The 25,806-nt window shown below is 73.5% G+C and carries 31 protein-coding genes and 2 riboswitches; of the genes, 10 read left to right on the top strand and 21 right to left on the bottom strand.

The genetic code is table 11. The annotated features are described in order from the left end of the window. The first annotated feature begins 232 nt into the window (after positions 1 to 232). Entirely contained in the window at positions 233 to 814 is a 582-nt protein-coding gene (locus tag ABZ877_RS16150; RefSeq protein WP_361070599.1) for a histidine phosphatase family protein, read from the top strand. 65 nt (positions 815 to 879) lie between these two features. Here the strand turns inward: ABZ877_RS16150 and ABZ877_RS16145 are convergent, their stop codons facing one another. From ABZ877_RS16145 to ABZ877_RS16110, 8 genes are all read right to left on the bottom strand, one after another. Then, positions 880 to 1,641, bottom strand: coding sequence for a CbtA family protein (locus tag ABZ877_RS16145; protein ID WP_361070596.1), 762 nt, complete (start codon positions 1,639 to 1,641; stop codon positions 880 to 882). 22 nt (positions 1,642 to 1,663) lie between these two features. Further along, positions 1,664 to 1,885: a CbtB-domain containing protein gene (locus tag ABZ877_RS16140; protein ID WP_361070594.1), complete on the bottom strand. Its 222-nt coding sequence runs from the start codon at positions 1,883 to 1,885 to the stop codon at positions 1,664 to 1,666. A 65-nt stretch (positions 1,886 to 1,950) separates the two neighbouring features. After that, positions 1,951 to 2,036, bottom strand: a riboswitch (cobalamin riboswitch). A gap of 97 nt (positions 2,037 to 2,133) precedes the next feature. Then, complete coding sequence (locus ABZ877_RS16135; RefSeq protein WP_361070591.1) at positions 2,134 to 3,195, bottom strand: enoyl-CoA hydratase/isomerase family protein; 1,062 nt, start codon at positions 3,193 to 3,195, stop codon at positions 2,134 to 2,136. A 130-nt stretch (positions 3,196 to 3,325) separates the two neighbouring features. Beyond that, positions 3,326 to 4,399 carry an ABC transporter ATP-binding protein gene (locus tag ABZ877_RS16130; RefSeq protein WP_361070588.1) on the bottom strand — a complete coding sequence of 358 codons (1,074 nt, stop codon included), beginning with the start codon at positions 4,397 to 4,399 and terminating at the stop codon, positions 3,326 to 3,328. Beyond that, positions 4,396 to 5,247, bottom strand: a complete 852-nt coding sequence (modB, locus tag ABZ877_RS16125) for a molybdate ABC transporter permease subunit (RefSeq protein WP_361070585.1) — start codon at positions 5,245 to 5,247, stop codon at positions 4,396 to 4,398. Before modB ends, ABZ877_RS16130 begins: the two co-directional genes overlap by 4 nt. Then, positions 5,244 to 6,071 (bottom strand): molybdate ABC transporter substrate-binding protein, encoded by an 828-nt coding sequence (gene modA / locus ABZ877_RS16120; RefSeq protein ID WP_361070582.1) that lies wholly within the window; start codon positions 6,069 to 6,071, stop codon positions 5,244 to 5,246. Before modA ends, modB begins: the two co-directional genes overlap by 4 nt. Before the next feature lie 210 nt (positions 6,072 to 6,281). Next, positions 6,282 to 6,677: a helix-turn-helix transcriptional regulator gene (locus tag ABZ877_RS16115; protein ID WP_361070580.1), complete on the bottom strand. Its 396-nt coding sequence runs from the start codon at positions 6,675 to 6,677 to the stop codon at positions 6,282 to 6,284. Between the two features lie 80 nt (positions 6,678 to 6,757). Beyond that, complete coding sequence (locus ABZ877_RS16110; protein WP_361070577.1) at positions 6,758 to 7,852, bottom strand: chemotaxis protein; 1,095 nt, start codon at positions 7,850 to 7,852, stop codon at positions 6,758 to 6,760. Positions 7,853 to 8,010: 158 nt separating this feature from the next. Next, positions 8,011 to 8,208, top strand: a riboswitch (cobalamin riboswitch). A 64-nt stretch (positions 8,209 to 8,272) separates the two neighbouring features. Here ABZ877_RS16110 and ABZ877_RS16105 point away from each other — a divergent pair. From ABZ877_RS16105 to ABZ877_RS16095, 3 genes are read left to right on the top strand one after another with little or no spacing between them, the layout of a single operon-like run. Continuing rightward, positions 8,273 to 9,307 carry an ABC transporter substrate-binding protein gene (locus ABZ877_RS16105; protein WP_361070575.1) on the top strand — a complete coding sequence of 345 codons (1,035 nt, stop codon included), beginning with the start codon at positions 8,273 to 8,275 and terminating at the stop codon, positions 9,305 to 9,307. After that, positions 9,304 to 10,335, top strand: coding sequence for an iron chelate uptake ABC transporter family permease subunit (locus ABZ877_RS16100; protein WP_361070572.1), 1,032 nt, complete (start codon positions 9,304 to 9,306; stop codon positions 10,333 to 10,335). Before ABZ877_RS16105 ends, ABZ877_RS16100 begins: the two co-directional genes overlap by 4 nt. Next, positions 10,332 to 11,117, top strand: coding sequence for an ABC transporter ATP-binding protein (locus tag ABZ877_RS16095; protein ID WP_361070569.1), 786 nt, complete (start codon positions 10,332 to 10,334; stop codon positions 11,115 to 11,117). Before ABZ877_RS16100 ends, ABZ877_RS16095 begins: the two co-directional genes overlap by 4 nt. Positions 11,118 to 11,120: 3 nt before the next feature. Here the strand turns inward: ABZ877_RS16095 and ABZ877_RS16090 are convergent, their stop codons facing one another. After that, positions 11,121 to 11,741, bottom strand: coding sequence for an L-threonylcarbamoyladenylate synthase (locus ABZ877_RS16090; protein ID WP_361070566.1), 621 nt, complete (start codon positions 11,739 to 11,741; stop codon positions 11,121 to 11,123). Positions 11,742 to 11,900: 159 nt separating this feature from the next. Here ABZ877_RS16090 and ABZ877_RS16085 point away from each other — a divergent pair, with 159 nt between their 5' ends. Then, entirely contained in the window at positions 11,901 to 13,052 is a 1,152-nt protein-coding gene (locus ABZ877_RS16085) for a hypothetical protein (protein ID WP_361070563.1), read from the top strand. Positions 13,053 to 13,075: 23 nt separating this feature from the next. Here ABZ877_RS16085 and ABZ877_RS16080 read toward each other — a convergent pair whose 3' ends face one another. Next, positions 13,076 to 13,441: a hypothetical protein gene (locus ABZ877_RS16080; protein ID WP_361070561.1), complete on the bottom strand. Its 366-nt coding sequence runs from the start codon at positions 13,439 to 13,441 to the stop codon at positions 13,076 to 13,078. Positions 13,442 to 13,516: 75 nt separating this feature from the next. On the opposite strand from ABZ877_RS16080, the gene ABZ877_RS16075 reads away from it, so the two are divergent. Together ABZ877_RS16075 and ABZ877_RS16070 are read left to right on the top strand one after the other, a co-directional pair. Then, positions 13,517 to 13,888 (top strand): DUF779 domain-containing protein, encoded by a 372-nt coding sequence (locus tag ABZ877_RS16075; RefSeq protein WP_361070558.1) that lies wholly within the window; start codon positions 13,517 to 13,519, stop codon positions 13,886 to 13,888. Positions 13,889 to 13,926: 38 nt separating this feature from the next. Beyond that, entirely contained in the window at positions 13,927 to 15,159 is a 1,233-nt protein-coding gene (locus ABZ877_RS16070) for a phosphodiester glycosidase family protein (RefSeq protein ID WP_361070555.1), read from the top strand. An 18-nt stretch (positions 15,160 to 15,177) separates the two neighbouring features. Here ABZ877_RS16070 and ABZ877_RS16065 read toward each other — a convergent pair whose 3' ends face one another. The 6 genes from ABZ877_RS16065 to ABZ877_RS16040 all read right to left on the bottom strand — a co-directional run bounded on the left by ABZ877_RS16065 (position 15,178) and on the right by ABZ877_RS16040 (position 20,494). After that, positions 15,178 to 15,372, bottom strand: a complete 195-nt coding sequence (locus ABZ877_RS16065) for a hypothetical protein (protein WP_361070554.1) — start codon at positions 15,370 to 15,372, stop codon at positions 15,178 to 15,180. A 111-nt stretch (positions 15,373 to 15,483) separates the two neighbouring features. Beyond that, entirely contained in the window at positions 15,484 to 16,341 is an 858-nt protein-coding gene (locus ABZ877_RS16060) for a phosphatidylinositol-specific phospholipase C/glycerophosphodiester phosphodiesterase family protein (protein ID WP_361070551.1), read from the bottom strand. Positions 16,342 to 16,539: 198 nt separating this feature from the next. Beyond that, positions 16,540 to 17,649 carry an acyl-CoA dehydrogenase family protein gene (locus ABZ877_RS16055; protein ID WP_361070549.1) on the bottom strand — a complete coding sequence of 370 codons (1,110 nt, stop codon included), beginning with the start codon at positions 17,647 to 17,649 and terminating at the stop codon, positions 16,540 to 16,542. Then, positions 17,646 to 18,833, bottom strand: coding sequence for an acyl-CoA dehydrogenase family protein (locus tag ABZ877_RS16050; RefSeq protein ID WP_361070546.1), 1,188 nt, complete (start codon positions 18,831 to 18,833; stop codon positions 17,646 to 17,648). The genes ABZ877_RS16055 and ABZ877_RS16050 overlap by 4 nt, the downstream gene beginning before the upstream one ends. Next, entirely contained in the window at positions 18,830 to 19,816 is a 987-nt protein-coding gene (locus tag ABZ877_RS16045) for an NADPH:quinone oxidoreductase family protein (protein ID WP_361070543.1), read from the bottom strand. The genes ABZ877_RS16050 and ABZ877_RS16045 overlap by 4 nt, the downstream gene beginning before the upstream one ends. Positions 19,817 to 19,918: 102 nt before the next feature. Then, a complete protein-coding gene (locus tag ABZ877_RS16040) occupies positions 19,919 to 20,494 on the bottom strand; it encodes an XRE family transcriptional regulator (RefSeq protein ID WP_361071081.1) in 576 nt (191 codons plus the stop codon). A 152-nt stretch (positions 20,495 to 20,646) separates the two neighbouring features. Here ABZ877_RS16040 and ABZ877_RS16035 point away from each other — a divergent pair, with 152 nt between their 5' ends. Next, positions 20,647 to 21,666: an NAD(P)/FAD-dependent oxidoreductase gene (locus ABZ877_RS16035; protein WP_361070540.1), complete on the top strand. Its 1,020-nt coding sequence runs from the start codon at positions 20,647 to 20,649 to the stop codon at positions 21,664 to 21,666. 35 nt (positions 21,667 to 21,701) lie between these two features. Here the strand turns inward: ABZ877_RS16035 and ABZ877_RS16030 are convergent, their stop codons facing one another. Next, a complete protein-coding gene (locus tag ABZ877_RS16030) occupies positions 21,702 to 22,133 on the bottom strand; it encodes a PPOX class F420-dependent oxidoreductase (protein WP_361070537.1) in 432 nt (143 codons plus the stop codon). A gap of 125 nt (positions 22,134 to 22,258) precedes the next feature. Here ABZ877_RS16030 and ABZ877_RS16025 point away from each other — a divergent pair, with 125 nt between their 5' ends. Further along, complete coding sequence (locus ABZ877_RS16025; RefSeq protein ID WP_361070534.1) at positions 22,259 to 22,648, top strand: hypothetical protein; 390 nt, start codon at positions 22,259 to 22,261, stop codon at positions 22,646 to 22,648. Between the two features lie 17 nt (positions 22,649 to 22,665). On the opposite strand, the gene hemC is transcribed toward ABZ877_RS16025, so the two are convergent. Then, entirely contained in the window at positions 22,666 to 23,598 is a 933-nt protein-coding gene (gene hemC, locus ABZ877_RS16020) for a hydroxymethylbilane synthase (RefSeq protein WP_361070531.1), read from the bottom strand. Positions 23,599 to 23,648: 50 nt separating this feature from the next. On the opposite strand from hemC, the gene ABZ877_RS16015 reads away from it, so the two are divergent. Beyond that, a complete protein-coding gene (locus tag ABZ877_RS16015) occupies positions 23,649 to 24,206 on the top strand; it encodes a hypothetical protein (protein WP_361070528.1) in 558 nt (185 codons plus the stop codon). On the opposite strand, the gene ABZ877_RS16010 is transcribed toward ABZ877_RS16015, so the two are convergent. The 3 genes from ABZ877_RS16010 to ABZ877_RS16000 are packed head-to-tail and all read right to left on the bottom strand — an operon-like array spanning position 24,203 to position 25,449. After that, positions 24,203 to 24,460 (bottom strand): hypothetical protein, encoded by a 258-nt coding sequence (locus tag ABZ877_RS16010; RefSeq protein ID WP_361070525.1) that lies wholly within the window; start codon positions 24,458 to 24,460, stop codon positions 24,203 to 24,205. The genes ABZ877_RS16015 and ABZ877_RS16010 overlap by 4 nt on opposite strands. After that, positions 24,457 to 24,675: a hypothetical protein gene (locus ABZ877_RS16005; RefSeq protein WP_361070522.1), complete on the bottom strand. Its 219-nt coding sequence runs from the start codon at positions 24,673 to 24,675 to the stop codon at positions 24,457 to 24,459. Before ABZ877_RS16005 ends, ABZ877_RS16010 begins: the two co-directional genes overlap by 4 nt. 21 nt (positions 24,676 to 24,696) lie before the next feature. Beyond that, positions 24,697 to 25,449: a PIG-L deacetylase family protein gene (locus ABZ877_RS16000; RefSeq protein WP_361070519.1), complete on the bottom strand. Its 753-nt coding sequence runs from the start codon at positions 25,447 to 25,449 to the stop codon at positions 24,697 to 24,699. Positions 25,450 to 25,806 lie beyond the last annotated feature (357 nt).

The raw sequence follows: 25,806 nt of genomic DNA, 5'->3' as shown, positions 1-25,806 counted from the left end.
GTACGAGGTGTGGGGCGTGCCGAGAGAGAACGAGAGAGCGCTCTCTCGCCGGGGAGTGTTCTCGCTCTGACGTGGCAGTGTCAAGAGTGGGTGAACGGCTTGTTGCCTACGGGTGTCGCGCTCCCGCCGCGTCTCGCCAAGCACATACGACCCGCAACCACCAGAAAGTGGGCGGCGATTGTGGGATGGCTGAGAGAGCGCTCCCGGACCGCCACGGACTAGGCTCGTCCCCGTGCACCAGACCAACCGCGTCCTGTTCGTGACGCCCGCGTTCAGCGTGGCGCAGCGGCGGGCCGCCTTCGACGCCGACGAGCCGCTCGACCCCGCGGGCGCGGCACGGGCCCGCGCGGCGGCGGGCGCGCTGCCCGCCGATGCCCGGGTCGCGAGGTCGCCGAGTGCGCGCTGCGCGGAGACAGCGGTGGCGCTGGGCCTCACGGAAGCAACAACTTCCGCTGATCTGGCCGGAGTTGACTCGGGAACGTGGCGCGGCAGGACGCTGGACGAGGTCGGCGCGGCGGACCCCGAGGCCCTGGGGCGCTGGCTCACCGAGCCGGAGGTCGCGGCGCCGGGCGGCGAATCGGTGGCTCAGGTGTGCGCGCGGGTCGGGCGCTGGCTGGACGGGGTGGAGCCGGGCGCGGGGCGCCTGGTCGCGGTCGTCGAGCCGGATGTCGTACGGGCGGCGACCGTCCACGCCACCGGGGCGCCGCCCGCGGCTTTCTGGCGCTTCGACGTACTCCCACTGACCGTCACGGAGTTCACCGGCCGCTTGGGCCGCTGGAACGTGGGGTTGGGCCGACCGCTGACGGCGGGTTGAGCCCCGTAGCCCATGGCGTCGCCGACCACGCTCCCGCTGGGGTCGGCGACGCGTTTGAGGGGCCGTCAGTGCTGGGCCGGTAGCGCTTCGGTCGGGGCCAGTGGGTGGGGGTGGAGCAGGCGCTCGGCCAGTTCGCCGAAGGCCAGGCCGAACGCGCCCCACAGCACCGTCTGCATGGCGAGGGCGGAGAGCCGGAAGCGCCAGAGCAGGGTGGCCGGGAAGTGGTCCGGCACATCGTCGACGACCGGCAGCAGCGCGAACGCGATGCCGGTCGCGACGGCGTAGGCGAGCACCGCGAGGACGGTGGCGTACCAGGTGCCGGTCCTGGGGGCGAGGCGCTTGCCCAGGAGGGTCGCGCCGACGGCGAGGAGTACGCTCAGCACGATCATCAGGAAGTACAGGGTGGTCCGCTTGCCGATGGTGTCGGGGTTGCCGACGGCGGGCGGGTTCGCCGGGTACTTCAGGAACGGGACGACGTAGACGGCGAGCAGGGCGCAGCCGGAGAGCAGCAGCGCCGTCGGGCGCGGGCCGAAGCGGCCCACCCTGCCGAGGGCGAAGCAGTAGGCGAGCGCCGCGATGCCGCCGAAGGCGACGCCGTAGACGAGAACGCCGGTGGCGAGTCCGGCCGTGGACTGGAGGGAGCGCGAGACGAGTTCGACTTCTTCGCCGCCGTGGGCGTGGCCCGCGTGGGAGGACTCCTCGAAGCGGATGGCGCTGTCGACGCCGGGTTCGCCGAGGAAGTACCCGACGATCAGGGCGAGCACGCCGGCGGCGAGACCGGCGAGCATGCCCCGGACGAGCAGATTGCGTACGGTGCTTGAGTTCATGGGCTCTGCGGTGTCCCTCTGGTCAGTGGCAGGGGAAACCGAGCAGGTGGCGGGCGTCGTGCACCCATTCATGGACTTCGGCGCCGCTGAACACGGAGGTGGCGCCCTGTTCCGCGCCGACGAAGTACAACAGGACGAGCATGAGGACGCCGAAGAAGACCGCCCAGGGGGCGATGGTCCGCAGCGGCAGCTTGCTCGGGATCTCAGGGGTGGTGGCAGTCGGCTGGGCGACGTGCTGTGCCATGGCAGGGGCCTCCTCGGGGATTCATTCGCGTCCCCTCTCGGTGGTGCACAGGACGACAGCCACGGGTCTGACTCACGAACGGGCCCGGGCCTGATGGGCAGGGACCGTTCGCACACAGTGGCGCGACCGTGCCGGAGTTCCACCGGCTTCCGTCGTGCTGTCGTCGATACGCACTGAAGGTACCGCCTGTCGCGTGCATGGCCAAGGCGGCCGGTACGGGCCCGCGCCCCGGGCCCGTACGTTCCGCATCAGGACGTGCGGCCGCCGAGCCCCAGTTCACGCTCGCCGAGCGGCGCGAAGTGCCGCTCCACATCGGCGTCGGTGACCTCGGCGAGGGTGCGCGGGGACCAGCGCGGCTGGCGGTCCTTGTCGATGACCTGGGCGCGGACGCCCTCGACGAAGTCGGGGTTGTGCAGGGCGACGCAGGACACGCGGTACTCCTGGTCGAGCACGTCCTCCAGGGAGCCGAGCGCGCGGGCCCGGCGCACGGCGGCGAGCGTCACCTTCACGGAGGTGGGCGACTTGCCGAGCAGCGTCTCGGCCGTCTCCTTGGCGGCGGGGTCGCCGTGGTCGAGGAGCCGGGCGACGATCTCCTCGGCGCTGTCGGCCGCGAAGCAGGCGTCGGTCCACGGGCGCTGGGCCGCGAGCACGCCCTCGGGCGCGGGGCGTGCGTGGCGGGCGACGGCGTCGCGTGCGGGCAGCGTCGCGAGGTCGGCGAGGAGCGCGGGCAGGGCGTCCGAGGGGACGTAGTGGTCGGCGAGGCCGCACAGCAGGGCGTCACCGGCGCCGATGTGCTCCCCGGTGAGGGCGAGGCGGGTGCCGAGTTCGCCGGGGGCCTGGGCGAGGAGGTGGGTGCCGCCGACGTCGGGGACGAAGCCGATGCCGGTCTCGGGCATGGCGACCCGGGAGCGTTCGGTGACGATCCGGATGTCGCCGTGCGCGGAGATGCCGACGCCGCCGCCCATCACGATGCCGTCCATCAGGGCCACGTACGGCTTGGGGTAGTGGGCGATGCGGGCGTTGAGGTGGTACTCGTCGCGCCAGAAGTCGGTGGAGGCGGTGCCGTCGCCGTCGCGGGCGTCGTCGTGCACGGCGCGGATGTCGCCGCCCGCGCACAGGCCGCGCTCCCCCGCGCCGCTGACGACGACGGTCTCCACGGTGTCGTCGTGCTCCCACTCCGTCAGCGCCCGGTCGACGAGGCCCACCATCGCGTGGTTGATCGCGTTGAGGGCGCGCGGCCGGTTGAGGACGAGATGGGCGGCGCGCCCGTCCCTGCGTACGAGGACGGGGGCTTCGTCGGGGACGTGCATGGTCTCGCCGTTCCTTTCCGAGGGGCACTCCGCGACGAGGACTGCCCGGTGACCGGTGATCGGTGATCAGTGAGCGGTGTCATCCTCTCCGATCCCCGCCGCGGGCCGTACGGCGGCCGTCCTGGCCCGTCTACGCCGGATACGCGTGGGTCTGCGTCGCCTTGACCGTGGCCCAGACCGCGGCGCCGGGGTGCAGGTTCAGCTCGGCCGCGGCCACCGTCGTCAGGTCGACGGCGAGCGGGAGTTCGCCGGTGAGGGCGGCTCGGACCCGGTCGCCGTGCGTCTCCATGCCGGTGACCTCGCAGCGCCACAGGTTGCGGGCGCTGGTGCCGGTGGGGCGTTCGCCGTGCAGGGTCACCGCACTGGGCGGGAAGGCGACGAACGCGGGGCCGTTCAGCTCCTCGGTGGTGGTGATCGCGGGCCCGTCGTCGAGGTGGACGGTGTGGCCTTCGGCGCGGCCCCGGTAGAGGTTGAGGCCGACGAGCCGGGCGATGTAGTCGGTGCGCGGGCGGCGGGCGATGTCGCCGGGCGCGCCCTCCTGCACGACGCGCCCGTCCTCCACGACGACGAGGCGGTCGGCGAGGACCATGGCGTCCAGCGGATCATGGGTGACCAGGACGGCGACGGCCTCGAACTCGGCGAGGTGGCGCCGGAGTTGGGCCCGTACGTCGAGTCGCGTACGGGCGTCGAGCGCGGCGAGCGGTTCGTCGAGGAGGAGCAGGCGCGGGCGGGTGGCCAGGGCGCGGGCGAGGGCGACGCGCTGCGCCTGGCCGCCGGAGAGACGGCGCGGCTTGGCCCCGGCGTGGGCGGTGAGGTCCATCCGGTCGAGCCATGCGGCGGCCTCGGTGCGGGCCTCGGCCTTGGTCCGGCCCTGGCAGCGCGGCCCGAACGCGACGTTGTCCAAGGCGCTGAGGTGCGGGAAGAGCAGGTAGTCCTGGAAGACGACGCCGACGGGCCGGGACTCGGGCGGCGTGCCGTCCAGTTCGGTGCCGTCCAGGCGCAGATGCCCGTCGTCGAGCGGGACGAGCCCGGCGAGGGCGCGCAGGGCGGTGGTCTTCCCGGCCCCGTTCGGTCCGAGCAGGGCGACGACGTCACCGGGGGCGGCGGTGAGGGCGATGTCGAGCCGGAAGGTACCGCGGTCGACGACGAGGCGGGCGTCGAGCCCGGGCGCGCCGTCCGTGCCCGGTGCGGTGCGGGGCGTCATGAGGCGGTCATCCAGCGGTCGCGCAGGCCCGCGAGGACCGTGACGGACACGGCGAGCAGGACCAGGCTGAGGGCGATGGCCGCGGCCGGGTCGCTCTGCATGGCGAGGTAGACGGCGAGCGGCATGGTCTGGGTGCGGCCGGGGAAGTTCCCGGCGAAGGTGATCGTCGCGCCGAACTCGCCGAGGGCGCGGGCCCAGGCGAGGACCGAGCCCGCGGCGATGCCGGGGGCGATCAGCGGCAGCGTCACGCGGCGGAACGCGGTGAAGCGGGAGGCGCCGAGCGTCGTCGCCGCCTCCTCGTAGCGCGGGTCGGCGGCGCGCAGGGTGCCCTCGACGCTGATGACGAGGAACGGCATCGCGACGAACGCCTCCGCGATCACCACACCGGTCGTCGTGAAGGGCAGGGTCAGGCCGAACCACTGGTCCAGGTACTGGCCGACGACGCCGTTGCGGCCCAGCGCCGTCAGCAGGGCGACGCCTCCGACGACGGGCGGCAGGACGAGGGGCAGCGTCACCAGGGCCCGTACGAGACCGCGGCCGCGGAACTCGGTGCGGGCGAGCAGCCAGGCGAGCGGCACGCCGAGCACCAGGCTGACGAGCGTCGCCGACGTGGCGCAGACGAGGGAGAGTCGCAGCGCCTGCCACACCTCGGTGCTGGTCAGTTGGGACGGCAGGTCGCTCCACGGGGCGCGGACGAGCAGGGCGAGCAGCGGCACGACGAGGAACGCGAGGCCCACGAGGGCGGGCAGGAGCAGCGGCAGCGGGGCCGCGCGGCCACGGGTGCGACGGCGCCGCGGGCCGCCCTGGAGGGTGTCGGCCGCGGCGGCGCGCTGGTCGGGCTGGGTCACGGCTTGCGGAATCCGGCCCCGGTCAGCACCTTCTGGCCGTCGTCGGAGCGGACCAGCGCGATGAACGCCTTCGCCGCCGCCGCGTTGGGCGCGTCCTTCAGGAGGGCGATCGGGTAGTCGTTGACGGCGTCGGCCGATTCGGGGAACTCCACGCCCTCCACCTTGTCACCCGCCGCCTTCACGTCGGTCCTGTACACGACGGCGGCGTCGGCCTCCTTCAGCTCGACCTTGGTCAGGGCGCTCTTGACGTCCTGCTCGTACGAGACAGGGGTCAGCTTCAACTCGCTCGCGTCCAGCGCCTTCTTCGCGGCGGCGCCGCACGGCACGGTCTTGTCGCAGAGCACGACCTTGAGGCCCGGCTCGGTGAGGTCCTTGAGGGACGCCACCTTGTCCGGGTTGCCGGGCAGGGTGGCGATCTCCAGCTGGTTGCGGACGAAGGTGACCGGGGCGCCGGCCGCGTCGCCCGCGTCGGTGACCGTCTTCATCGTCTTAGGGCTCGCGGCGGCGAACACGTCGGCGGGGGCGCCGCCCGTGATGCCGGCGGCGAGGCTGTCGCTGCCGCCGAAGTTGAAGGTGACCTTGGTGCCGGGGTGCGCCTTCTCGAACTGCTTGCCGAGCGTCGTGAAGCTCTCCTTGAGCGAGGCGGCCGCGAACACGGTGACCGTGCCGGACGGCTTCCGCTCCGCCGAGGACGACGAGCCGGACTCGCCGCTGGAGTCACCGCCGGAGTCGGAGGAGCCACAGGCGCTCAGGGTCAGCAGCGCGGCGGCGGCGAGACCGCCCAGGGACAGCATCCGCCGGGTCCGGCGCGCGGAACGGGTCATCACGGGTCCACTCCCTCGGTTCCTGAGCGTTGCTCACGGCCGTGCGACGGGTGCGGCCATCGCCGGACTACGTGGATCATACTGCCGCATCTGCGAGGCTCCCGTCTTCTGTCGCATCGCATGAGCGGGGCTGCTGGGGCTTGGACCTACGCATGTGCGCCAGTGGGATTCTCCGCGCCGCGTCGGCGCCGGACTGGAGTGCTCAGCGCGTCAGGCCCGGTCGATGTGGACGTTGGTCGACTTCACGCGGGCCGTCGCCTCCATGCCGACCTCAAGGCCCAGCTCCTCGACGGCCTCCCGGGTCAGCAGTGACACCAGGCGGTGGGGTCCGGCCTGGATCTCGACCTGCGCGGCCACGTCGCCGAGTTTGACGGCGGTGACGATGCCGGGGAACGCGTTGCGCACGGAGGTGTACGAGACGTCCTCGTCGCCGCCCGCACCCTTGGCCAGCTCCACGGAGAACGCGGCGAGGTCCTTGCCGTCGATGAGCCGGCGCCCGGTCTCGTCCCGGTGCGTGACGACCCGGCCCGCGTCGGCCCAGCGCCGCGCGGTGTCCGGGCTCACCCCGAGCAGCCGCGCCGCCTGGCCGATTGTGTAGGACTGCATGGTCCACAAGATAGCGACCGGCACCACGAGAGCTCGCCTCCCGAGGGGTTCCTCTCCGGTCGTCAGTTCCTCTCCGGTCGTCAGAAGCGCAGGACGGCGGCCACGTGCCCCGCCTCCTCCAGCGTCCCGTCGGGGACGAAGTCGACCCGTGCGCCGGTCTCCAGGGCGGATTCCACGATCTCGTCGACGATGTCGTGGACGGCGTCCAGGTCGTCGTCGGCGGCGGGCTGGAGGTGGCCGTCGCCCGCCCGTACGGTGGCGCGGTAGTGCTCCTCGACCACGAGCCGGTGGATGCGGCCGTCCGACGCCTTCTCCCAGACCTCGTCCACACCGGCGGCGTAGGTGTTGCCGCCGCGCGCCCGGTCGAGGGCGGCGAGCGCGTCGGCGACCGCCCGTTCGGCCTCCTCGGCGCGGGCGGGGCCGACGGCCCGGGCGACCGTCTCCGGCGTCGCCTGGGCGAGTCCGCCGACGGGGACCTGGACCGCGTCGTGCGCGGTGCTGCCCGCGTCGGCGAAGAGGGCGAGCGCGGCTGGGTCGCCGGTGAGGTGGAGGGGGCGCGGCGCGGCGCGCAGGACGGCGGCGAGGGCGGTGTCCGCCTCCCGGAAGAACTGCCGGGTCTCCTCGCTGTGGAAGGTGCTGGGCAGGTCCCCGACGCGCTCCTTGCGCTCGGAGTCGGGGCGGTCAAGGCCGCGGGTCTGCGGGAAGCCGTGCGCGGTGTGCTCGGTGACGCGGGCGCCCCGGCCGTCCCAGAGGGTGATCCGGTCGGCGGCCACGGCGAGGACCCAGTAGGGGCGCTGCGCGGCGTCGGCGGCGACGAGGTTGCGGGTGAGGAAGGTGTCCGCGAGCACGACGCGCTCGGGCACGGTCCGGTCGACGAGCCACGCCTGGTGCTCGCCGGGCGCCGCGAAGACCAGGAGGCCGTCACGGACGTACGCGAGGTCGATCTCGGCCACCGCGGCCTCCAGCTCGGCGACCACCTCGTCCCGGCGCTCCTCGGTCACGCCGGGGTCCGTGTCGAGCTGGCGCACGGCCTCGCGGACGAGGTTGTCGAGGCGGACGGGGTCCTGCGCGTTGGCGGGCTGCGTCCGGTGGGTGGGCATGGTCAGGGAGACGGCCGGGTAGGGCCGCGGCGCGCGCAGGTCCCGCAGGATCACCGGGTTCAACGAGGAGTGCATGCCTGAGTGCCCTTCTGCCGACGCCACGCCTTCGGTTGCCACCACGCTTCCCATGCTGGGCGCGGGCGGGCATGACCGCCATTCTTGGCGCGACGAGACGTGTGGCCGGTCCGGCGGGGGCGGTGAACGATGGTGGGGGGGGCCGGGCAGGCCCGTGATACGTTCCGTAAGCCAGTCGTACCTTTGTGCGTTTTCGAACGCGTACGGGTCAGGGAATCCGGTGGAAGTCCGGAGCTGACGCGCAGCGGTGAGGGGGACGGGCGGGGCCACTGCCACTGAGCCGCGTGCCGGTTCGGGAAGGCGCTCCGCCAGGACGATCCCGAGTCCGAAGACCTGCTGGCGGCCTCCGGACCGGCATCCGGCCGGGGGTGAACCGTAGGCCGGCTCCGCGTATGGGCCCTGGACGCTTAAGGAACACCCGTGCCCTTCGCACGTCGACTCCGCCCCCTCGCACCGCTGCTCGCGGGCGCCTTCCTCCTCACCGCGTGCGGCAGCGGCGGCGCGGGCCCGGCCGGCACCGCCAAGGGTGCCGACGCCGCCGTCACGCTCGACAACTGCGGCGCGAAGGTCCGCGTCGCGCACACCCCGCGCCGCGCCGTCGCCCTGGACCAGGGAGCGGCGGAGATCATGCTCTCCCTCGGCCTCGCGGACCGGATGGCGGGGACGGCGACCTGGACCGACCCGGTGCTCAAGGGGCTGGAGAAGGCGAACGCCCAGGTGCCTCGGCTCGCCGACCGCTACCCCTCCTTCGAGAAGGTCCTCGACGCCGAGCCGGACTTCGTCGCCGCCTCCTTCCAGTACACGCTCGGCAAGGGCGGCGTCGCACCGCGCGAGAAGTTCGGGGAGCTCGGCGTGCCCGCCTACCTCTCCCCCAGCGACTGCGCGGGCAAGGACAACAGCGGCGACGGCGACGGGGTGCGTACCAGCGCGCTGACCATGGACACCGTCTACGGCGAGATCCGCGACCTGGCGCGGATCTTCGACGTGAGGGAGCGCGGCGAGAAGCTCGTCGCGCGGCTCAAGTCCCGTGTCGCCGAGGCGAGGGCGGGGGTCGACGGCCACGGCGTGAGCGTCCTGTACTGGTTCGCCAACTCCGACTCGCCCTACATGGCCGGGTGTTGCGGCGCGCCCGGCATCGTCACCAAGGAGCTGGGCGTGCGCAACGTCTTCGACGACACGCGCGAGGAGTGGCCGCAGATCAACTGGGAGACGGTCGCGGACCGCGACCCGGACGTCCTGGTCATCGGTGATCTGACGCGCCGCTCGCAGTCCGCCGAGTCCGCCGCGCAGAAGATCGGGTTCCTGGAGTCCGACCCGGTCACCAGGAACATGACGGCCGTACGGAAGGAGCGGTACGTGCTGCTCAGCGGGCAGGCCCTGAACCCCACCATCCGGACCGTCGAGGGCGTGGAGAAGGTGGCCGCCGCGCTGCGCGAGTTCGGCCTGGACACGTGAGACACGTGAGCGCGGCGGTGATCCGGCCCGCCCTCTGCTGGGCGGCGGGCCTGGCGGTGCTCTGCGCGTCGGTCGCCGTCGCCATCACGATCGGCCCCGCGCACATCCGCGTGGCCGACGTGTGGTCGGCGGTCGGTGCCCGCCTGGGCTGGGGCACCTCGGACCTCTCCCCGATCCGCGACGGCATCGTGTGGAACCTGCGGCTGCCACGCACCCTGCTCGCGGCGGTCTGCGGCGCGGGGCTCGCGGTCTGCGGCACGGTGTTGCAGGCGCTGCTGCGCAACCCCCTCGCCGACCCGTTCGTGCTCGGCGTCTCCTCGGGTGCCTCCACCGGGGCCGTCCTGGTCGTGGTCCTCGGCCTCGGCGGCGGCGCGCTCTCCGTCTCCGGCGGCGCCTTCCTCGGCGCGCTCTGCTCGTTCGCGCTCGTCCTCATGCTCAGCCACATGCTGGGCGGCACGACCGACCGGGTGGTGCTGTGCGGGGTCGCCGCGATGCAGTTGTTCTCGGCGCTGACCTCGTTCGTGGTGCTGACCGCAGCCGACGCGGAGACGACCCGCGGCGTCCTGTTCTGGCTGCTCGGCTCGCTCGGCGGCGTCGGCTGGACCGAGGTGTGGCTGTGCCTCGCCGTGCTCGCGGTGACGCTCGCGGTGTGCCTCGGGTACGGGAGGACGCTGGACGCGTTCGCCTTCGGGCAGGAGGCCGCCGCCGCGCTCGGCGTGCACGTCGCGCGGACCCGGCTCGTCCTGCTCTGCGCGACGGCGCTGCTCACGGCGGCGCTGGTCAGCGCGGCCGGGGCGATCGGCTTCGTCGGGCTCGTCCTTCCGCACGCGGCGCGCGCCCTGGTCGGCGCCGGGCACACCCGGCTGCTCCCGGTCACGGCGGTCGCCGGGGCGGTGTTCCTGGTCTGGGTCGACACCCTGGCCCGTACGGTCCTCGAACCGCAGGAGGTTCCGGTGGGGGTGGTGACGTCGCTGATCGGCGTGCCCGCGTTCGTGCTCGTCCTCTTCCGGGGACGGGGCGTCCGGTGAGCGCGGGCCTGGCGGCGGACCGCGTCTCCTGGTCGGCGGGCGGCGCGCTGGTCCTGGACGGGGTGAGCCTGACGCCCCGGCCCGGCGCCGTCACCGGCGTCCTCGGGCCCAACGGCTCCGGCAAGTCGACCCTGCTGCGCCTGCTCGCCGGGGTCCTCGCCCCGGCGTCCGGTGTCGTCACGCTCGACGGCAGCGCGCTGGGCGGCGTACCGCGCAGGACGGCCGCCCGGCGCATCGCGCTCGTCCACCAACAGGCGGACACGCAGGTGGAGTTGACGGTCGCCGACGTCGTACGGCTCGGCCGCGTCCCGCACCGCAGGGCCTGGTCGTCCCTCTCCGCCGCCGACGAGACGGCGGTCCGCGACGCGCTGGAGCGCACCGGTCTGACCGGCCACGCGGACCGGCTGTGGCACACCCTGTCGGGCGGCGAGCGGCAGCGGGCGCAGATCGCGCGCGCCCTCGCGCAGGAGCCGCGCGAGCTGCTGCTCGACGAGCCGACGAACCACCTGGACATCCAGCACCAGCTCGAACTCCTCGACCTGATCTCCGGACTCGGGCTGACCAGCGTCGTCGCCCTGCACGACCTGAACCTGGCCGCCACCTACTGCGACCAGGTCGTCGTCCTGCGCCGGGGCCGGGTCGTCGCGGCGGGCGCGCCCGGCGCCGTCCTCACCGAGGAGCTGATCGCCGACGTCTACGGCGTCCGCGCGCACCTCAGCAGGCCGGGACCGGGCGAGCGCCCCCACATCCGCTTCCTGGGGACGCTCACCGGCCACCGGTAGCCGTCACTCGAAGCGGTCGGGGTCCCCCGCGCCGCGCCGCACGACGGTGGCCTCGCCGTCGGAGAAGTCGACGACGGTCGTCGGCTCGGTGCCGCAGTCACCGGAGTCGAGCACCGCGTCCACCGCGTGGTCGAGGCGCTCCTTGATCTCCCAGCCCTGCGTCAGCGGCTCGTCCTCGCCGGGCAGCAGCAGGGTGCTGGAGAGCAGCGGCTCGCCCAGCTCGGCGAGGAGCGCCTGCGTCACGACGTGGTCGGGGATGCGGACGCCGACCGTCTTCTTCTTCGGGTGCTGCAGCTGGCGCGGCACCTCGCGCGTCGCGGGCAGGATGAACGTGTAGCTGCCCGGGGTCGCCGCCTTGACCGCGCGGAACACGTCGTTGTCGATGTGCACGAACCTGCCCAGCTGCGCGAAGTCCTGGCAGACCAGGGTGAAGTGGTGCTTGTCGTTGAGGTGCCGGATCGCGCGGATCCGCTCGACGCCCTCGCGGTTGCCGAGGCGGCAGCCGAGCGCGTAGCAGGAGTCCGTGGGGTAGGCGATCAGCGCGCCGTCGCGGACGGAGTCGGCGACCGCGCCGATGATGCGGGCTTGCGGGTTCTCGGGGTGCACGTCGAAATAGCGGGCCATCCGTCGACCCTACGGGATCAGTGGCGAACGCCACGGCGTTGCGGGGCGGCGCGAGGCGCGTACACGCGCGACAATCCCGACACCCGCCCACCCTGCCCTCTTCCGGCGGGCGATCCACGGCCCATACTGGTCGTGCCCCGACCACTCACAGAAAACCCCATGGCCAAAAACAGCGACCCCTCGATGACCGTCCCCGACACCGCCTGGCTCGGGCACGGACGCCACCTCGGCCCCGAACCCGAGCAGGACGTACGGCGCAACCTGATCGCCCTCAAGGCGGCCGGGGTGCTCGACGACTTCCTCGACCTCGAACCGGCCGAGGCGGCCCGCTCCACCGTCCTGCACCCGCGCGACGAGACCGCCGACCCGGGCCCCACCGCACGCCGTCTGTTCGAGGCGCGCTGGCGGGTCGCCGACGACGTCACGGTGCGCGCGCAGTTGACGACGTACGAGCCCGAGGGGCGCCGCAAGGACGGCGACGGTGTGATCTGGGTCCTGGCGGCGGAGGCGGAGCGGGCGTGGCACCCGCACTGGGCCTCGCCCGTCACGATGTTCTGGCCGGACAGCGACATAATCCCGTGGGACCACGCCATGATCCCCGGCGTGCGCCTGCGCGCCGTGAACCACCTGCCGAAGGACGACGACGAGCTGCGCCACCGGCTGCGGGACTGCACCCGCGAGAGCTGGTACGTGCACGTCCTGGTGCACGAGGCGATGACGCCGGACGTACGGGGTCAGCAGCCCGTCATCCAGTTCCTGCCGCCGAGCCTGCGCCACCGGGTGATCGAGCACCGGGCCACTCCGGAGCAGGCGCAGATCGCCGACTTCGCGATGAAGCGGGAGCTGAAGCTGCGGATGCCGCGCGGCGGCGCGGTGCTCCTGCCGACGGCCCCGCTGGAGCCGGGGTACGACGCGGAGCGCTTCGCCGTGCGCAATGTGTTCCTCGACGGCTCGGAGCCGGTCGAGCTGCTCCAGCGGATCAACGAGTACGCGGCGCTGCCCCAGCCCCTCACCCCGGACGCCGAGCGGGCCCTGCTGCGGCTGCGGCACGGCTGGCACCTGCTGACGCACGAGGAGGAGCTGGTCCACGCCCAGGCGATGGTCGGCCGGTACGCGGAGGCGCTCGACGCCATGACGAAATCGCGCGACCTGTACCGGGAGGCGGCCGAGGCGGCCCAGGCGGCGCTCGCCGAGGTCGGGGCGGCCGCCCCGCCGCCCGGACCGGCCGGGACCGGCCAGTCCAGGGCGGACGGCTCACCGCTGAGCGCGCTCACGAAGGCGTTCGGCCGCTTCCGCGACCCGCACAAGTAGCCGCGGAAGGTCTCACGGGCGGGTCAGTCCTCCTCGTCCGCCTCCAGGCCGCCCGGGTCGGACATCCGCAGCGCGATCTCCCGCAGCAGCTCGGTGGAGCCCACGTCGGTCCGCCCCTCGTCGTGCACCTTCGCGAGCTGCGTGAAGAGGAACGCGAACGCCTCGACGAGCGACACGCTGGCCGGCATGAGCGCGGCGATGGCCAGCTCGGCGGCCTCCTCCGGGTCGGCCCCGGCCGGGATCTCGATGGTCGGGAACACCTCCGACACGAGCCGCCCGAGCTGGGTGAGGTCGTTGTCGAGCTCGGCCCCGTCGTTGATTCTGCGCACCATCTCCTGCGTCTCGGTCAGTACGCCGATGGCCCGCAGAACGATCTCCCTCTGTTCCATGTGCGGAGCCTATGCGTGCGGGCCGCCCGCGCGTGCAACGTGGTCGCAACGTCCTGTCGTCTTCACTGCGGTGTCATGAGCGACGACGCCCGTGACGACGTGCCCCGTGTGGAGCTGACCCCGGCCGCCGCCGAGCTGCTGCGGCGGCTGCGCGCGGACCACGGGCCGCTGATGTTCCACCAGTCCGGCGGCTGCTGCGACGGCAGCGCGCCCATGTGCTACCCGGCGGGCGAGTTCCGCACCGGAGCCGCGGACATCCTCCTCGCCGAGCTGGCCGTCGACGGGGTGGCGGAGACGGTGCCGTTCTGGATGTCGCGGAGCCAGTACGAGGTCTGGAGCCACACCCGGCTCATCGTCGACGTCGTCGAGGGGCGCGGCAGCGGGTTCTCCCTGGAGGCGCCGGAAGGAGTACGTTTCCTCATCCGTTCCCGGCTCGTCGGCGCGTAGCCGTCGACGGGGCCGCTGTCGTCTGCTGAACTCCCCTGATGCAGACGAGAGTTGGCAAGAGACGCAAGCAGGTCCTCGCGAGCCTGGCGCTCGTGGGCGCGCTGACCGGTACCGGTCTGACGGTGGCGGCACCGGCGGGCGCGGCCACGGAGGCCGGGCGGGTCGCGCCGGGCGTGTCGTACGCCGAGTTCGACGTGCCCGGCGCCAGGGGCACCGCGCACGCCCATCTCCTCACCGTCGACCTGCGCGACCCGCGCGTGCGCGTGGACCTGCTGCACCCGGGCGCGGTCGGGGCCCGCGCCACCGTCTCCGCGATGGCGGACGCGAGCGGCGCCGTCGGCGGGGTCAACGGGGACTTCTTCAACATCAGCGAGGCCCAGCACCCCGGCGTCGAGGCGACGGGAGCGGCGGTCGGCCCGGCGGTCGCGAGCGGCCACACCCTGAAGGCGGCCGTGCCGGACGGGCAGCGGTTCGGGCCCGCCCTGCCGCCCGGCACCTCCACGCGGGACGTGCTCGGCGTCGGCGTGGACCGGCGGGCGCGGCTCGACAGCATGGCCCTGGACGGCTCGGTGCGCACGCGGACGGACCGGCTGCCCCTCGGCGGGCTCAACCAGTACGCGCTGCCCGTCGGCTCGGTCGGCGCGTTCACCCCGCAGTGGGGCAGTGTCTCGCGGGTGCGGGCCACGTGCGGCACGGACACGCAGCGGGCGGCGCCGTGCAGCACGGACACGTACGAGGTGACGGTGCGCCACGGGCGTGTCGTCTCGGCGGCCGACACGCCGGGCGCCGGTCCGATCGCGGACGGCACCACCGTCCTGGTGGGCCGGGAGGCGGGTGCGCAGTGGCTGCGGAAGCTGTCGGCGGGCGATCCGGTACGGGTGCGGCACCGCCTGGTGGCGGAGCGCTCGCGCGTGCCGTACCGGTTCGCGGTCGGCGGCTACCCGGTCCTTCGTGACGGCGCGCCGCTGCCCGGCCTGGACGCGAGGACGTCGGCGGTCCGTACGGCGGCGGGCATCGGCGGCCACGGCCGCACGCTCTACCTCCTCGCCCTGGACGGCGCGCCCGCGTACCGCACGGGCCTGTCGATCGCGGAGATCGCCGCGACCATGCGCGCGCTCGGCGCGGACGACGCGTTCTCGCTCGACGGCGGCGGTTCCTCGACCCTGGTGGCCCGCGCACCGGGAGCGCCCTCGGTGACGGTCCTCAACCACCCCACGGACGCCCCCGAACGGGCGGTCGCCAACGGCATCGGGGTGTGGACGCGCCGCTGAGCCCCTTGCCGTACGGGGTCAGGGCTGGAGGCTGCTGACCAGGCCGGCGGTGGCGTTCAGGCCGTCGTTGATGGTCGGGGCCACGTTCGTGCCCGCGAGCAGGAAGCCGAGCAGGACACACACGAGAGCGTGCGAGAACTTCATGGCCCCGTTGCGCAGGAAGATCACCGCGACGACCAGGAGCAGCAGCACGATGGAAATGGACAGAGACACCGTCGAACCTCCTCCGCCACGCCGGCACCGTGGCTTTCGGCCGCAAGTGTGGCGCAGCGGAGGCCGTTCGGCGGTGTCTGACCTGTCCCCCGATCGGGTGTTATATCTGGCTCACCCGTTATGGGCGGTGAGGAAGTGCTCCAGGCCGGCGAGGTCGTCGGTGTTGAGGTGGTCGACGCCCGCCGCGAGCAGTTCGGTCCAGACCGCGTCGCGGGCGGGGCCCGGGAGGTCCGGCGTGGCCCAGAACCGTACGCGCTGGCCGCGCTTGTGGGCGGCGGCGACGATGCCGCGCAGCTTGGCGCGCTCGGCGGCGGGGATCGGGCCGACGCCCTGCCAGCTGAAGTTGTTGGACCAGTTGTCGCTGATCAGCGGAGCGAACGACGCCGGGGCGGGCGTCCCCAGGTCGGTGAGGCGCCCGTCGTAGAAGGCGCTGCGGGCGCGCTGGGCCTCCATCGGGGCGCGGGCGGCGCGGTCCCCGGAGACGACGGCGGTGATCGGACCGGTGCGGACGCGGCCGTGGGCGTAAGTCGTGAACAGGCCGCGATACCGCCGCAGTTGCCGGTCGAGTTCGAGGTAGGTGGCGGCGCCCTCGGTCTTGATGTCGATCAGCAACTGGAACGGTATCCGCCACCCCCGGTAGACGGACCCGTGCTGGGCCCGCACGCGGGCGGCGAGCGGGGCGAGGTACAGCGATTCGAGCGTACGGCTCGGGTCCAGGTCGACGGGGTCGTGCGCGACGAGCAGATCGCCGTCGACGAGGTAGATGTCGGCCTCGACGCTGTTGAACCGGTGGTCCAGCGCGTCGAAGAGGGGCCGCGGGTGCTCGTAGTCGTTGTGCGCGTGGGCCCGCAGCAGCGGCCGCGGCCCGCGCTTGCCCTCCCCGGCGTGGGCGAGCTGCGGCGCGGCGGCGCCTGCGGCGAACGCGGCAGCGAGCGTACCGAGGGCTCTGCGACGGGTGGTCGGGGCCATGGGTGCCTCCCGTGTCGGTCGGAGGGGACGGACGGACACGGTGAGTATGAGGCGCGCGGAACACCAAGGGGCAGCCCTGAACCGGGAGTTGGCCGGACTGCCGCGCATGGTTCATACGGACGTCATGGCGGGCCCGCACCGCGGGCCGCCCCCTCGGCGTGCTCGTCGCCGTGCCGGGGGGCGGTGTCTATCGGCCGGTCACGGCGCCTGGAGGTCGGCCAGTTCGGCCACGTGTTCGCGGTGGCGGCCCGGGGTGCCCAGGGCTATGGAGTCCGCCTTGGCGCGCTTCAGGTAGAGGTGGATCGGGTGTTCCCAGGTCATGCCGATGCCGCCGTGCAACTGGAGCGCCTCCTCGGCGGCGCGGACCGCGACCGGCGCCGCGTACGCCTGGGCGACGGCGACCGCGAGGTCGGTGTCGGTGCTGTCGGAGGCGAGCGCGTCGGCCGCGTTGCGGGCGGCGGCGCGGGTGTTGACGACCTCCAGCCAGAGCTGTGCGAGCCGGTGCTTGAGGGCCTGGAACGAGCCGACGGGCCGGTTGAACTGGTTGCGGTCGCGCGTGTAGCGCACCGTCTCCGTCAGCAGCCAGTCGGCGATGCCGAGTTGCTCGGAGACCAGGAGTCCGGCACCCGCGCGCAGGGCCCGCCGGATCGCGGGGGCCGCGTCCGTGGTGAGGAGGCGGGCCGTCGCCGCCTCGAACGTCACGGCCGCGAGCGGGCGTGTGCGGTCGAACGAGATCTGGGGCTCGACCGTGACTCCGGAGGCCGTGGCGTCGACCGCGTACAGGCCGTCCGGCGTGGGGACCAGGAACACGTCGGCCGCCGCCGCGTCCGCCACCGCCGTGACACGTCCGGTCAGGGCCCCGTCCGACGCCCGTACGGAGTCGGGGCAGGCACCCGGCGCCGCCGACAGCGGGACCGCGAGCGCACCCACGGTCCGGCCCGACGCCAGGGCCGTGAGCAGGGCCCGCGCCTCGTCGGTGTCGCAGCCGAGCAGCGCTTCCGTCGCGATGACCGCGCTGGTCAGGTACGGGACGGGCGCGACGGCCCGGCCCAGTTCCTCACAGACGACGGCCGCTTCGCGGTGGGAGGCGCCCTGGCCGCCGAGGTCCTCGGGGATCAGGAGCCCCGCGAGGCCCATGGACTCGGCGAGGTTCTTCCACAGGGCGCGGTCGTGCGGCTCGTCCGTCTCGACGCGGGCGAGCACGGTGGCGGCGTCGCTGTGGTCGGCGAGGAGGTCGCGGACGGCCGAGCGCAGCGCCTCTTCCTCCTCGGAGTAGAGCAGATCGGGCTGGGTGCTCCGGGTACTCATCGGGCGAGGTCCTTCCAGGCGACGTCCTTGTCGGTGCGCGGCTCGGGCGGCAGGCCGAGGACGCGTTCGGCGACGATGTTCAGCAGGACCTCGCTCGTCCCGCCCTCGATGCTGTTGCCCTTGGCGCGGAGGTAGCGGTATCCGGCCTCGCGGCCCGCGAAGTCGACGAGTTCGGGGCGGCGCAGTGTCCAGTCGTCGTACAACAGGCCCTCCTCGCCGAGGATTTCGACCTCCAGGCCGCTGATCTCCTGGTTGAGGCGGGCGAAGCCGAGCTTCATGCCGGCGCCCTCGGGGCCGGGGTGGCCCGCGACGAGCTGCTGGCGCAACCGCTCACCGGTGAGCCGGGCCACCTCGGCGTCGACCCACAACTTCACCAGACGCTGGTGCAGGTCGGGCGTGCGCAGTTCGGGGCGTTCGCGCCACGTCTTGGCGACGATGCCGATGAGGCCGCCCTCGCGCGGCAGGCGCATGCCGCCGATGGCGACGCGCTCGTTGTTGAGGGTGGTCTGGGCGACCTTCCAGCCGTCGCCGACGGCGCCGAGGCGGTGGGCGTCGGGGATGCGGACGTCGGTGAGGAACACCTCGTTGAACTCGGCCTCGCCGGTGATCTGGCGCAGTGGCCGCACCTCGACGCCGGGGTCGGCCATGTCGCAGACGAAGTAGGTGATGCCCCGGTGCTTGGGCACGTCCGGGTCGGTGCGGGCGATGAGAATGGCGAACCGGGCGTTGTGCGCGCCGGACGTCCACACCTTCTGCCCGTTGACGATCCAGTCGTCGCCGTCGCGAACGGCGCGGGTGCCGAGCGCGGCGAGGTCGGACCCGGCGCCGGGCTCGCTGAACAGTTGGCACCAGATCTCGTCGCCGACCCAGAGCGGCTTGAGGAACCGCTGCTTCTGCTCGTCGGTACCGTAGTGGAGGATGGTCGGGGCGGCCATGCCGAGCCCGATGCCGTTGCGCCGGGGCGCGTTGTCGGGGGCGCCGGCCGCTTCCAGTTCGGCGTCGACGACGGCCTGGAGCGCGCGCGGCGCGTCGAGCCCGCCGAGCCCCTTCGGGTAGTGCACCCAGGCGAGTCCGGCGTCGAAGCGGGCGCTGAGGAAGTCGGCGCGGGGCGTGGTGGCGGGCGGGTGGGCGGCCAGGAACTCCTGGGTGAGGGTGCGCAGTCGCGCGGCGTCGGGGGTGGTCATGCCGCGGCTCCTTCCTTACGCGCGTGGAGGCCGGGGACGACGACGACGCGGCCCGTGGTGACCCCGTCGGCGACGCGCTGCACGGCGGACGCCGCCTCCGTCAGGTCGACGCGCTCGCTGACCAGCGGCTTGATGGCGCCGCGCGCGGCCAGCTCGGTGAGCTGGGCGTGGCAGTGCGCGATGAGCTTCGGGTTCTTGGTGGCGTACAGGCCCCAGTGCAGGCCCATGATCGAGTAGTTCTTGACCAGGGCGTGGTTGAGCGCGGGGCTCGGGATGGTGCCGCTGGCGAAGCCGACGACGACGATGCGGCCCTCGAAGGCGACCGTCTTGGCCGACTGCGTGTACGCCTCGCCGCCGACGGGGTCGTAGATCACGTCGGCGCCGTGGCCGCCGGTGGCTTCCTTCACGGCGGCGATGACGTCCTCGCTACGCCGGTCCACGACCACGTCGCAGCCAAGGTCGCGCGCGACCTTCGCCTTGTCGGGGCCGCCGACGACGCCGATGACGCGGGCGCCCGCGGCCTTGCCGAGCTGGACGGCGGCGCTGCCGACCCCGCCCGCGGCGGCGTGCACGAGCAGCGTCTCGCCCTCCTGGAGGCGGGCGCGCTGGTGCAGGCCGAACCAGCCGGTCTGGTAGCCGATGTGCAGGGCGGCGGCCTCCGCGTCGTCGAGGGCGTCGGGCGCGGGCAGCAGGGCGCGCGCGTCGGCGACGACGTACTCGGCGAGGCCGCCGTGCGGCAGCGCCGGGGTGGCGATGACACGGCGCCCGTCCTCGGTCTCGCCGCAGATCTCCACGCCCGGGGTGAACGGGAGCGGGGGCCTGACCTGGTACTGGCCCTTGCAGAGCAGCGCGTCCGGGAAGTTGATGTCGGCCGCGAGCACCTTGAGCGACACCTGCCCGTCACCGGGCACGGGGCGCTCGATCTCCTCGAGCCGCATCACCTCGCTCGGCTCGCCGTTCTCGTGCACTTGCCATGCCTGCATGCGGGGCCTCCACGGACTGGCTACCAGGTTCGCGTTCAGCCGCATACTAAGCGGTCGCTTGCCCCCTTGGGAATGCCGATCCCGGACACCGCCGCACGCCGCTCAGTCCGATCCGCCCCGCGACGGCCGTGCCCGCACATGCATCCGCTCCCCCTGCGGCCCGAACAGGCTCAGGAACTCGGCGGGCCCGTCCTTCGTCGCCCCGAACCAGTGCGGCACACGGGTGTCGAACTCCGCCGCCTCACCGGGACCGAGGATCACATCGTGCTCGCCGAGCACCAGTCGCAGCTTGCCGGAGAGCATGTACAGCCACTCGTACCCCTCGTGCGTCCGAGGCTCCGGCTCGTCCGTGCGCGCCGGCTCGATCACCTTGTACGCCTGGAGCCCGCCGGGCTGACGGGTGAGCGGGATCATCGTCCGGCCGTGCCGCACGATCGGCTTGGCGCGCACGCGCGGGTCGCCGACGGGCGGCGCCCCGACCAGCTCGTCGAGCGGCACCTGATGGGCGCGGGCGATCGGCAGGAGCAGTTCGAGGCTGGGCTTGCGCAGCCCCGACTCCAGGCGGGAGAGCGTGCTGACCGAGATGCCGGTGGCCTCGGAGAGCCCGGAGAGCGTGGCGCCGCGCTCCTTGCGCAGGGCGCGCAGGCGCGGCCCGACCCCGCCGAGCACGGCGTCCATGCTCGCCTCGGGCGCCTCGTCCGTGGGGTGGGGAGAGTTCCGCTTCATGGGTCCATTGCAGTTTCGGCAAGTCCGTTTGTCAATGGCGCGGGTCCGGATGCACCGTCGGACGCGGCAGGAGACAGGCACGTATCGCAGACGAGGTGGTCCCCATGAACAACCGGCAGCGCGCGCGGGACGCGTACGACGTCGTGGTCGTCGGCGGAGGGACGGCGGGCCTCGCGGCCGCGCTGGTCCTGGGCCGCTCGCGCCGCTCGGTCCTCGTCGTCGACGCGGGCGAGCCGCGCAACGCGCCTGCCGCGCACATGCACGGCTACCCCTCGCGCGACGGCATGCCGCCCGCCGAGTTCCTGGCGGAGGTGCGGCGCGAGACCGAGGCGTACGGGGTGGAACTGGTCCGGGACCGGGTGGCGGCGGCGGAGCCGGACGGGTCCGGCGAGTTCCGCGTCCTCCTGGCGGACGGCGGCCAGGTGCACGCCCGTCGGCTCGTGGTCGCCACCGGCCTCGTGGACGAGCTGCCCGGCCTCCCCGGCGTCGCCGAGCGATGGGGCAAGGACGTCATCCACTGCCCGTACTGCCACGGCTGGGAGGTCAGGGACCAGGCGATCGGCGTCCTGTACGCGAAGGCCTTCGGCATCCACCAGGCCCTGCTGTTCAGCCAGTTGTCCGACGACGTGACACTGTTCCTGGACGGCGCCGCCGAGGACGACCTGCCGGACGCCGACTGGCAGATGCTCGCGGCGGCCGGCGTGAGCGTGATCGGCGGCAAGCTCGACGGGCTCGTGGTGCGCGACGACGCGCTGAGCGCGGTGCGCCTCGCCGACGGCCGGGAGTTCGCCCGCTCGGTGTTCGTCGTGGCGCCGCGCATGGTCCCGCGGGACGGGCTGCTCACCGCGCTCGGCGCCCGCACGAAGGAGACCCCGGCCGGGCCGTTCACCGACGTGGACCCGATGGGGCAGACCAGCGTGCCGGGCGTGTACGCGGCCGGCAACGCGACGGGCCCGGCCGAGCAGGTGGTGAACGCGGCGAGCGCCGGATACCGGGCCGGGGCCGCCCTGCACGCCGACCTCCTCCACACCGACCTGGAGCGCGCGGCGGAGCGGCGGCGCGCCGGGGTCTTCTCGCCGGAGGGCGAGCGCGCGGTGGCCCGGGCGCGGGCGCGCCGCGTATGAGACACCCGCACGGGCGGCGGCGACTAGGACAGAGGTCAGCGAATCCGCTGCCCGTACACGTGGTCGACCGTCATCTCCATCAGCACCCGGCGGTCGGCGACCATCACGGCCCGGTACTCGTCCCAGTCGGGGTGCTCGCCCGCCGCCTTGCGGTAGTAGGCGACCAGCGCCTCCACCTCGGGCCCGTGCGGGTCGTCGCCGGGCCCGACGAGCCGCACCGTGCCCTCGGCGGTGGCCCAGGCGCCCGCGTCGGGCGCGGTGACCTCCAGCGCGGCGCGCGGATCGCGTCGCAGGTTCGCCGTCTTGGCGCGCCCCTCGGTCATGGACACGTACAGCGTCTCGGTCGTCCGGTCGTAGAACGGCGTGACCGGCGACAGCTGCGGACGCCCGTCGCTCTTGATCGTCGCCAGGACGCCGAGCCGGCTCTCGGCGAGCAGGGAGCGCGGATCGAAGGCTGCGGTGGTCATGGTCACCTCTCCGTCGGACGGAAGGACACGATGCGGTGCGCTGCGCTGGACCCATGGTGCCTCATCGACAACAGACACCCTGTTCGTGGCGTCGTACATCCTTCAGGACGTGCGTCCTTCAGGACGTGCTCGGGCTCGACGCGTTCGACATGTCCCTGGTCATGCTGCCCGCCGCGCTGTGCATGGTGCTTGCGGCGCCGCTGACGGCGCTGTCCGTCGGTGCCTGCGCGTTCGCTCTGGGCACGGGGTTCGGCACCGTCATGGTCACCGCGACGGAAGTCCTCGTCCGCCGGGCGGCGGCCGCCGACGCCGGGGTGGCGGGCGGGCTCCAGCAGACGGCGATGAATGTCGGCCCGACGCTCGGGACGGCCATCGCCACGACGCTGCTCGTGTCCGGCCGGGACCTCACCGCGTCGATGGGGCCGACGCTCACCGTTCTCGCGGTCCTGTCGTGCGCGGGCGCGGCCGCCGCGAGCAGGCTGCCGCGCGCCGCCCGGCCCCTGCCCGTCGAGTAGGGGTTCGAAGGCGGGTCTCAGTGCGCGATGGAGTCGATCAGCTCGCGCGCGCCCTGCCGCAGCAGCGCCACCGCCACCGACATGCCGAGCGTCGCGGGGTCCAGCGGGCCGGCCCACTCCTGGGCGTTGAGCACCCGCTTCCCGTCGGGCGTGAACACGCAGGCCCGCAGCGACAGATCACCGCTGCGCTCCGCACGCGCGTACCCGGCGACCGGCGAGTTGCAGTGCCCTTGCAGGACGTGCAGGAACATGCGCTCGGCGGTCGCCTCCCGCCAGGTGTCCCGGTGGCCGAGCCCGCTCACCGTCTCCAAGGTCGCCTCGTCGTCGGCGCGGCACTGCAGCGCGAGGATGCCCGCGCCGATGGGCGGGCACATGGTCTCGGGCGACAAGGCGTCGGTGATCAGGTCCGGGCGGCCGATCCGCTCCAGGCCCGACACGGCGAGGAGCAGCGCGTCCGCGTCGCCCGCCGCCAGCTTCTCCAGCCTGCGGTTGGCGTTGCCGCGCATCGGGACGCACGTCAAGTGCGGGTGGCTGGCCGCAAGTTGGGCGACACGGCGGACGGACGAGGTGCCGATGCGGGTGCCCTCGGGCAGCTCGTCCAGCGTGCGCCCCCGCGGGTCGATCAGCGCGTCGCGCACGTCGTCGCGCTCCAGGTACGCGCCGAACGTGCACCCCTCCGGCAGCGGCCGGTCCGCCGGAATGTCCTTCAGGCAGTGCACGGCCAGGTCGGCGCGGCCGTCGAGGAGCGCCTGGTCGACCTCCTTGGTGAAAGCGCCCTTGCCGCCGAGCTTGGCGAGATCCCCCATCCACTTGTCGCCGCTGGTGGTGACGGGGACGACCTCCGTACGCACGCCCGGGTGCAGAACGGCGAGTTCGGCACGGACCCGCTCCACCTGGGCGAGCGCCATCGGCGAGGAACGGGAGACGATACGGATCAGCTCGGCAACCATCCCGACACCATAGTGCTTGCGCCGCCCCCCTCATGCCTACGCTGCCCTCCATGAACGGCAACGAGAACGGGAACGCCCCAGAAGCACTCCTGCTCGGCGGCCGCGCCGGGGTCGGCAAGACGACGGTGGGCTGGGAGGTGTCGGTGCTGCTGCGCGCCGCGGGCGTACCGCACGCGGTGATCGAGGGCGACTTCATGGGCCAGATCCACCCCGCGCCGGACGGCGACCCGCGCCGCTCGGAGATCACCGAACGGAACCTCACGGCGGTCTGGGCCAACTTCGCCGCGACCGGCTGCCGCCGACTCATCTACACGAACACGGCGAGCGTCCTCACGGAGACCACAGGCATGTTCGAACGCGCCCTGGGGCCGCGGACCAGGATCACCCGCGTCCTGCTGACAGCCACCGACGCCACCGCCCACGCCCGCCTCTCCGGCCGCGAACTCGGCTCGGAACTGGCCCACGAACTGGCGTCGAGCGCCCGCAAGGCGCGGCTCCTGGACCGGGAGTCCCACCCGGAGACCGTGCGCGTGGCGACGGACGACCGGTCCGTCATCGCCATAGCGCGCGACGTGGTGGCCGCCACGGGATGGACCGGGCCGTCCTAGGCGGTGCCGAGGGGGCAGGAGCGGGCGTGGTGCCAGAAGTGGCGGGTCTGCGCGCTGTCGTCGTCGCTTCCCTCGGGCGCGCCGCACGTGCACTGCCCGGCGCGCGGGTCGATGAGGTCGGCGGCGTCCCGATGGCCGGTGTCGCGCAGCTCCACGGCCAGTTGATGGGCGTAGTCCTCGACCAGAGCGGCGGCCGTCTCCCGGGTGCAGCCGCCGCGGCGCAACTCCTGGATCAGCCGGGAGCGCGCCATCATGGGCGCGGCTCGTCCGGCGCGCCCTCCACGAGGCGCCGCAGGTCCTCGCGGCTCCACCCCGTGATCCGGGCGACCTCGTCCTCGTCGCCGGGGCGCGCGTCCTCCTGGCGCAGGGCGGCGAGCGCCTCCGTCCGGAGGTCGAACTGGGCGCCCTCCAGCGCCTCCACGGCTTCCCTGTAGCGCTGAGCTGCGAGTTCGAGCTTGGCAGTGTCCACGCCCCGAGTCTCGCACAGCCGTCAGCGCGGAAAGAGTTCGAACGGCACCGCGGGCCTTCCGCCGAACCGGTCGGCGGCCACCTGCGCGTTCCGCGTCAGGAAGGTGCGGCAGTACGTCTCCGGGTCCTCGTCCGTGAGCACCTCGATGTACGTACGGTGCTCCAACAGCGACTGGATCGAACGCTCCAGCCCCGCCCTGGCGTCGACCGCGTGCGTCGGCTGCGACGAACCGGCGACAGCCACCCACCGCACCCCGCCCCACGGTTCCAGACCCTGCTCCGTCAGCTCGGGGAAGATCCAGCGGTTGCCCGCGTCGGCGGCGGCGTCCAGCGTGGCCCGGCCCACCGCCACGTGATCGGGGGTGTTCCAGTAGACGCCGCCCCACGTGTCCCGGTGGTTGAGCGTGATGACCAGTTCCGGGCGGTGGCGGCGGATCGCGGCGGCGATGTCGCGGCGCAGCGCCGTGCCGTACTCGACGACGCCGTCCCTGTGGTCCAGGAACTCGACGGTGCCGACGCCGACGACCGCGGCGCTCGCCCGCTGCTCCCGCTCGCGCAGCGGGCCGCACCTGGCCGGTTCCAGCGTGTCGATGCCGGCCTCTCCGCGGGTCGCCAGGACGTACGTGACCTCCCGGCCGGCGTCCGTCCACGTGGCGACCGCGGCCGCGCAGCCGTACTCCAGGTCGTCGGGGTGCGCCACGACGGCGAGGGCTCTCGCCCAGTCGTCCGGCATCGGCTCCAGGGGGGTCAGGGCGGGTGGGTCGGCGTTGGTCATACCTCCGAACGGTAGCGCTCCGCTCGGGGCGGGGGTCGGAATCGGCGGCGCTTGGGTGGGGGTGGCTGCGGGTGAGCGCCGCAGGAGGTTCGGTCGTTTGCCAGCCGTCGCGCCGTCGTGGCCGGTCGCGCAGTTCCCCGCGCCCCTGGGGGGTTCGGTCGTCGGCCGGCCATCGCGCCGTCGTGGCTGGTCGCGCAGTTCCCCGCGCCCCTGGGGGGTGCGGCTGCGCCGCTACCCCCATACGGTCGTCAGTCGGGCGCGTCGCTTCGTCGTGGTTGCTCGCGCAGTTCCCCGCGCCCCTGGAGGCGGCGCCTCCAACGGGCGCCCCGCGATGGCGCACGAAGTGCGCATCGCAGG

The sequence above is a fragment of the Streptomyces sp. NPDC046939 genome, from assembly GCF_040644575.1.
In the GTDB taxonomy this organism is placed as follows: domain Bacteria; phylum Actinomycetota; class Actinomycetes; order Streptomycetales; family Streptomycetaceae; genus Streptomyces.
This window is presented reverse-complemented; position numbering and strand designations above follow the sequence as displayed.